Origin of the sequence: Nonomuraea aridisoli (genome assembly GCF_003236395.1) — a bacterium.
GTDB classification, from domain to species: Bacteria; Actinomycetota; Actinomycetes; order Streptosporangiales; family Streptosporangiaceae; genus Nonomuraea; species Nonomuraea aridisoli.
The window spans coordinates 1-7,389 of record NZ_POUD01000374.1 but is presented as its reverse complement, the minus strand read 5'-3'; the positions used below and the strand labels follow the sequence as shown (position 1 = coordinate 7,389).

General features: G+C 74.9%; 5 protein-coding genes. 2 read left to right on the top strand and 3 right to left on the bottom strand.

The genetic code is table 11. The annotated features are described in order from the left end of the window. Window positions 1-521 (top strand): protein kinase family protein (locus tag C1J01_RS50655; RefSeq protein WP_500048302.1); only part of this gene is annotated, 521 nt, incomplete at its 5' end. 752 nt (window positions 522-1,273) lie between these two features. Here C1J01_RS50655 and C1J01_RS44330 read toward each other — a convergent pair. The 3 genes from C1J01_RS44330 to C1J01_RS44320 all read right to left on the bottom strand — a co-directional run bounded on the left by C1J01_RS44330 (window position 1,274) and on the right by C1J01_RS44320 (window position 5,150). Next, window positions 1,274-2,545, bottom strand: a complete 1,272-nt coding sequence (locus tag C1J01_RS44330) for a cation:proton antiporter (RefSeq protein ID WP_111185018.1) — start codon at window positions 2,543-2,545, stop codon at window positions 1,274-1,276. Window positions 2,546-2,635: 90 nt separating this feature from the next. Then, window positions 2,636-3,841 carry a sugar phosphate isomerase/epimerase family protein gene (locus tag C1J01_RS44325; RefSeq protein WP_111185017.1) on the bottom strand — a complete coding sequence of 402 codons (1,206 nt, stop codon included), beginning with the start codon at window positions 3,839-3,841 and terminating at the stop codon, window positions 2,636-2,638. A 139-nt stretch (window positions 3,842-3,980) separates the two neighbouring features. Next, window positions 3,981-5,150: an ROK family transcriptional regulator gene (locus C1J01_RS44320; protein WP_111185016.1), complete on the bottom strand. Its 1,170-nt coding sequence runs from the start codon at window positions 5,148-5,150 to the stop codon at window positions 3,981-3,983. Between the two features lie 410 nt (window positions 5,151-5,560). Between C1J01_RS44320 and C1J01_RS44315 the strand changes: the two genes are divergently transcribed. After that, window positions 5,561-7,389: aldehyde ferredoxin oxidoreductase C-terminal domain-containing protein (locus C1J01_RS44315; protein WP_111185015.1), on the top strand; the 1,829-nt coding region annotated here is incomplete at its 3' end.

Below are 7,389 nucleotides of genomic sequence, written 5' to 3'. Positions count from 1 at the left end.
GCGTCGTCTACAAGGGAGCCGGCGAGGCGGGGCGCGAGGTCGCGATCAAGGTGCTGCACGGGCACCTGGCCGCGGACGACGGCGTCCGGCGCGGTTTCCTGCGGGAGGCGGAGGCGGCGCGGCGGGTGGCCGCGTTCTGCACGGCCGCGATCCTCGACGCGGGGGTGGTCGGCGGGCGGCCGTACATCGTCAGCGAGTACGTCCCCGGCGAGACGTTGCAGGCGCTCGTCCGGGCGTCCGGGCCGCGTACCGGTGGGGCGCTCGACCGGCTGGCGATCTCCACGCTGACGGCCCCCTCCCCGTCCGCCCTCCTGCAGGCCCTCATCCGCCCGTCCGACCCCGCGAACGCGCTGGAGGTTCCGGGCGTGCCGGCGACCCCGGCGCAAGGGGTTGGAGCGGGGCGTACCCGGAGCGGGTCCGGTGGCCCGCGGACCGACCCCGGCCAGGGACCTGTGACGGACCGCGACCGGCGAACCGTACCCCTCGTCCTCCCCCGCGCCGGATGCGTCGCCCTCGCCTGAGCCGAGCGGGTCGCCCTCCGGCGAACCGGGTGGCGTGGCGGAGCCGTTCGGGACGGTGGTCGGGGAGCCGGTGTCGCTGGACGGGGGGGAACCCACGGCGCTGAGCGCCGGCGGCGGGACGGTCGCGGTCGCGGGCGGGCGATCGCGGTCTCGGAGAAGTACGACCTCATGCGGGATCTGCACAGCGTCGTCCGCCTGTGGGACGTCTCCACCGGCGAGCAGCTCGGCCCCGCGATCGACGACCACTTCCAGGGGATCCACGGGCTGGCGTTCGGCGCTCTGGACGGTGAGGAGGTCCTCATCACCGGCGACGGCGCGGACCGCGTACGGGTGCGCCGCCTGTCCACGGGCCGGACGGCGCACACGTTCGACACCGGCGACGTCGGCGGCATCGAGCTGCTCGCCTGCGGGGAGCTGGACGGCCGGCCGGTCCTCGTCTCCACCCACCTCGACGCCACCCTGCGCGTCCACGACCTGGCGACCGGCAGGCGCAGGAAGAGGTGGCGGTTCAGCAGCCGCAGCCCCGATGACCGGGGCGCGACCGCGCTGGCCGCCGGCCGGCTCGGCGACGTCCCGTTCGCGGCCGTGGCGCACGCACCGGCCGGCGGCCCGGCCACCGTCCGCGTCTGGAACCTTCGCACCGGGACGTCCTCGGCGAGCCCGGCCGGGACGCGCGCGGCGACATCCGCACGGCGGCCTTCCCCGAGCTGGACGGCCGTCCCGTCGTGGCGGGCGCGGACGACGAGGGCACACTACGCCTCTGGAGCCTCGGCCCGGCGGCCTGAGACGGTCGCCGCCTCGCGGACGGCGTCCAGGCGGTTCATCGCGGGGGTGGCCGTGACGCCGTGCAGCACGATCGAGGCCACCACCGTGAACCCCGTGACCGCCCACAGCTCCCGCGCCGGGACGCCGAAGTCCGCGTGCCCCAGCGCGTACGCCAGGTAGAACAGCGAGCCGATCCCCCGGATGCCGAAGAACGAGATCACCAGCCGCTCCCTCGGCCCGGCCGGCCCGCGCCACAGCGACAGCCACCCCGCCAGCGGCCGGATCACCAGCAGCAGCGCGATCCCCACCGCCGCGCCGCGCCAGGTGAGCGCCGCCAGGCCGCCGGTCGCGACGAAACCGCCGAGCAGGAGCAGCAGCCAGGCGGTGAGCAGCCGTTCGACCTGCTCGACGAAGCCGTGCAGGACGTTGTTGTAGCCGTGCCCGAACTCGGCCCGCCTGATGGTGCACGCGGTGACGAACACGGCCACGAACCCGTACCCCTGGGCGAGCTCCGTCACCCCGTACGCGAGGAAGGTGGCCGCCAGCGCGACGAACCCGTCGCGGCGCTCGGACAGGCGCAGCCCGCCGGCCGTGGCGCGGAAGAACAGGCGGCCGAGCAACCGGCCGATGACCAGGCCCGCCACGATCCCCGCCGCGGTCCGGTAGAGCACGTCGACCAGCGCCCACTCCCCCGCCCAGGCGGTCCCGCCGGCGACTGCCACGCCGATGGCCGCGTACACGATGGGGAAGGCGAGCCCGTCGTTGAGCCCCGCCTCCGACGTCAGGGCGAAGCGGACCTCGTCGTCGGCGTTCTCGGCCTCCACCGGCTCGCCCACGTGCACGTCCGAGGCCAGCACCGGGTCGGTGGGCGCGAGCACCGCCCCGAGCAGCAACGCCGCGGCGATCGGCCAGCCCGCCAGCCCGGCCGCCGCCGTCACCCCGGCCACCGTCAGCGGCATGGCCAGGCCGAGCAGCCGCCAGGTCGCCGACCAGCGGCGCAGCCCCACCCGCCGGTTGATCGCCAGGCCCGCCCCCATGAGGGAGATGACCACGCACAGCTCGGTGATGTGCTCCAGCACCGCCCGGTGGGCGACCGGGTCGGGCCGGGGCAGCCCGAGCGGCAACGAGAACAGGACGACGCCGGCCAGCAGGCAGACCAGGGGCAGTGACACCGGACGGCCGTCGAGCACGTCGGGCAGGATCGCGGCGAGCAGCGCCGCTCCGCCGCCGAGCGCGAGGAGGAGGTCTAAGGTCGACATCCCCGCCCCACTGCCCCGAAGATCACCCGTTACGCCCTCGGGTGGCCGCCACGCCTCCGCTCGGGAGGAGGCGTGACGGCCGGTACGGGGTCAGCGCCGCAGCGCGGCCATGTGGCGGTAGCTGAGCTCCGCGTACTCCAGCGACCGGGCGGGGTCGGGGCCGGGCGCGTTGTCCTGCTCGTACATCGGGTTGTGGAAGCCCTTGGCGCGCAGGGCGGAGAAGAAGCCGTGGTAGTCGATGTCGCCGGTGCCGAACGGCACCATGTCGTAGCCGTTCGTCACGGCCGGGTTGGACGTGCCGTCCTTGGCGTGGAACAGCGGAAAGCGCTTCTCCCTGGCCAGCACGGTGGCCAGCGGGTCGAACACGTCGCTCTGCGCCGAGCCGTCCGGCGCGGTGTACGCGCGGTGCCGGAACTGGGCCACGTGCGCCCAGAAGATGTCCATCTCGAAGTGCACGACGGCGGGGTCGCTGATGTCGAAGAAGTACTCCAGCCTGCGGACGCCCGAGGAGCGGGTCGGCCGCCCCTGCGCGTCGAGCGGCCCGCTGTCCAGCAGGAACGCGTAGGCGGCGTCGTGGTTGTGCGTGTACAGCTTGATCCCGGCCTCGGCGGCGATCGCGCCGAGCGTGTTCCACTTCTCCGCCGCCACGTCCCAGTCGGCCTTGTACGCGCTGTTGGTCGGGTCGTTGCCGGTGCCCATGTGGCCGAGGCCGAGGATGTTCGCGATCTCCAGCGTGCGCTTGAACCGGTCGAGGTCGGCGGTCGTCAGCGGCCACGAGCCGGGGATGAAGCCGTGGTTGCCCTCGGCCTGCAGCCCGTTGTCGTCGAGCCAGCCGCGCAGCAGCCGGGCGCCCTCGACGGTCTCCAGGTCGGCGCCGCCCTCGGCGTTGGCGTGCTGGCGGTAGCCGGCGAACTCGACCTGCCGGTAGCCCATGCCGGCCAGCGCCTCCAGCACGCGGCGGAAGCCCGACGGCACGGGCGTCGACAGCGGGTCGCGCAAGATCGCGTCGCGCACGGTGTAGAGGATGATGCCGCGCTTGCCCGGCGGCACGAGCACCTCGCCGCGCCCCGGTGACGCGGCGTGGGCGGTGCCGGCGAGGGCGCCCGTGAACGGCAGGGCCGTCGCGGCGGCGATGCCGGTGGTGGCCGCGAGGAGCCGGCGGCGGCTCAGCCCGAGGCGGCTCCGGAGCGTTTCGGCGTGCTCGCGTTCCTCGGCGACCTTTTCTGCGGCGTTTGCGAGCTCGGCGTCCGCCTGCGGCCGGCGGCCGGGCTCTGCGGATGCATGCTGATGGCTCACGCGGGGTTCCCTTTCTTCAGGGACGCGTGCGCCGACCGCGTCACGGCGGATCTGCGACCGGCCCCGCCGGGCATGCCACCGCCCTGGAGGTCGAGACGATCACATTGTTACTACGCCGTGGTGAAGCGGTCAATGGCGGTCATCCGGCCACGGCCCGGTCGATCGCGGCCGGGGCGAGCACGTGCTCGGCCACCAGGACGGCGGCCCCCACGATCCCGGCGCGCTCGCCGAGGGCGCTCACCCGGATGCCGAGGTGCTGCGTGGCCAGGGGCAGCGACCGGCTGTAGATCGTCTCCCGGACGCCGGCCAGCACCTGCTCCCCGGCCTCGGCGACGTCCCCGCCGACGACGATGAGCGAGGGGTTGAAGAAGTTGACGATCGAGGCCATCACGGCGCCCACCTCGCGGCCGGCCTGCCGGACGAGCCGCGTCGCGTGCAGGTCGCCGGCGCGCATCAGCGCCACCACGTCCCGGCTGCCGTGCGCCTCGATCCCGGCCTCGCGCAGCGCGGCGGCCATGGAGGCGCCGCCCGCGACGGCCTCCAGGCAGCCGGTGTTGCCGCACCGGCACGGCGCCTCGGAGGCCGGGACGCGGATGTGGCCGACGTCGCCGGCCGCGCCCTGCGCGCCGCGGTGCAGCCGGCCGCCGGAGATGATGCCGCAGCCGATGCCGGTGCCCATCTTGATGAAGAGCAGGTGGTCGACGGCCGGGCGGGCGGCCCAGTGCTCGCCGAGCGCCATGATGTTGACGTCGTTGTCCACCAGGACGGGCGCCCCGAGCCTGGCCCGCAGCCACTCGGGCACGGCGAAGCCGTCCCAGCCGGGCATGATCGGCGGGTTCACCGGCCGGCCCGAGCGGTGCTCGACCGGGCCAGGCAGCCCGACGCCGACCCCGCACACCTGCGACGCGTCACGGCCGGCGGCGGCCAGCAGCTCGCCGAGCACGGTGACGACCCGTTCGAGGGTCGGCTCGGGCCCGTGCGCGACGGGCAGCTGCTCGGCGCGCTCGGCCAGCACGTTCATGCCGAGGTCGAGGACGGCGAGGCGGGCGCGGGTGGCGCCGAGGTCGGCGGTCAGCACGACGCGGGCGGCGTCGTTGAACGCGAACACCGTCGCGGGCCGGCCCCCGGAGGAGACGGCGCTTTCCTGCGGCACGACCCACCGCTGGCCTATGAGCCCGTCGAGGCGCTGCGACACGGTGGATCTGGAGAGCCCGGTGAGGCGGGCCAGCTCGCCGCGGGTGCGGGCGTGGCCGTCTCTGAGGATCGCCAGCAGCACCCCAGCCCCCTGTGCGCTGGATCCGTTCGACATAGGCTCAGCTTACTCCGATCATCGACGGACTTATGTTGACAAAAATTTAAAGTCGGAACTATCGTCTCGAAATATGCCGGATATATGCGGCACTCGCCTGCATATCTAGACTTATCCAGCGGTGGCTGATCGCGACGGACGGGCGCGAGCCCGGAGGTGGTGCCCCATGCACGACTCGCTCATCGCTCCACCGGCGGGCCACCGGTACGCGCCTGCCTGACGTCCCCCGCTGAGCCGCTCCGGAGGAGCCGGCCTCGGTCCCCGCCCGACGTCGCGCCGAGACGCGGGCTCATGGGAATGCCACCCGGGCCGGATCCCTCCCTCGCGGTTCCGCGCCGGATTGCGTCCGGCCGATCAGGTGTGATGTCGTACCCCTCCTGATGTTTCATCCGTTTTCGGGAGGCTTGGCTGTGCCGTTCGTGGTGGATCTGACCAGCGGGAAGGTCGGCAGTGACGACTTCTCCGCGGAGCCGGGGCACTTCGGCGGGTCCATCCTCGGGTTACGGCTGCTGACCGAGCGGACGCCCGCCGGGCTGGACCCGTACGATCCGCGGGCGCTGCTCTACGTGGCGGCCGGGGCGCTGGGCGGGACCCTGGCGCCGGGGCTGGCCAAGGCGGTGTTCCTGGCCAAGTCGCCGCTGACCGGCGTGGCCGGCGAGGCGCACGCGCTGGGGCCGTTCGCGGCCGGCATGCGCGCGGCCGGAGCCGAGGCGCTGGCGGTCACCGGGCGGGCGGAGCGGCTGACGTACCTGCTCATCGAGGGCGGTCCCGGGGCGTGCGCGGCGACGCTGCACGACGCCGAGGAGCTGCGCGGGCTCGGCACCGCCGCCACCACCGACGCGCTGCGCGAGCGGCACGGGCCGCACGCGCACGTCGCGGCGATCGGACCGGCCGGGGAGAACCTCGTCCGGTACGCCTCCGTGGTCACCGACCGCGCCTTCGCCGCCGGCCGGTACGGGCTCGGCGCGGTCCTCGGCGCCAAGAACCTCAAGGCCGTGGTGTGCGCGGGCGACGCGGCGCCGCCGGTCGCCGACCCCGAGGCGCTGGCCCGGCTGACGCTCTCCTACCGCGGTGACATGGCCGCCAACCCGCTCGCCGCGCTGCAGGCGGGGCTGCCCGGGTACGCGGCGTGGGCCGACGACCCCATCGCCCCCGGGTACGCCGCCGTGCGCAACTTCTCCGTCACCGGCGCGCCCGGGCTGCGCGTCCCGCGGGCACGCGACTACGACGGGCGCGCCGTGGAGACCACCGGCACGTGCCCCGGCTGCCCCAACGACTGCCTCAAGGTGTACGCGCCCCCGGGCGCGGCCGAGCGGCGGACGGGCGGGCTCGGCCAGGAGGCGTTCCTGTCGCTCGGCTGGAATCTCGGCATCGACGACGTCGACGCGGTGCTCGCCGCCAACGCCCGCTGCAACGACCTGGGGCTCGACGTGGTGTCGCTGGGCGGCACGCTGGCGTTCGCCATGGAGTGCGCGGAACGCGGCCTGCTGCCCGACGGCCCGGCGTTCGGCGACGCGGCGGCGCTGCCGGGGCTGATCGACGACGTCGCCGGCCGGACGGGGGCGCTGGGCGACCTGCTCGCCGAGGGCTCGGCCCGCGCGGCGCGGCGGATCGGGCGAGGGGCGCAGGCGTACGCGATGACGGTCAAGGGCGCGGAGGTGCCGTGCTTCGACCCGCGCCCGCAGCCGGGCATCGGCCTCGGGTACGCGATCGCGCCGGGCGGGCCGCGCTACGACGCGCTGGAGCACGACCTGGACTTCGACCCGGTGGCCGGGCTGGGCTACTCCTTCCCCGAGGCCGCCAGGATCGGCGCCGCCCCCGCTCCGGCGGGCACGCTGGACGAGGAGCGCGGCCGGCGCAGCGCGCGGCTGCTGCGGCTGTGGAGCGGCCTGGACGCACTCAACATCTGCGTCTTCGCCTCCTCCCCGACCCGGCCGCTGACCCTGGACCGCCTGACCTCCCTGGTCACCGCCGTCCTCGGCACCGGCTGCACCCTGGAGGACCTGCTGGCGGCCGGTCAGGCGCGCCTGGACGCGATGCGCGCGTACGCGCTGCGCGAAGGCGGCGGCCCGGACGAGTTGCCGGCCCGCTTCCACGACGAGCCCATCACGGCGGGCCCCCACACCGGCGCCGTCCTCGACCGCACCGCCTTCGCCCACGCCCGCACCGCCTTCCACAACGAACTCGGCTGGCACACGCCATGGGACAGGCGCCCCGGACCCGCCGCCCCTGCACACCC

What these genes read in the sequence shown, in the direction of transcription:
- C1J01_RS44330 (WP_111185018.1), bottom strand. Translation starts at nt 2,545, where the DNA reads ATGTCGACCTTAGACCTCCTCCTCGCGCTCGGCGGCGGAGCGGCGCTG.
- C1J01_RS44320 (WP_111185016.1), bottom strand. Translation starts at nt 5,150, where the DNA reads ATGTCGAACGGATCCAGCGCACAGGGGGCTGGGGTGCTGCTGGCGATC.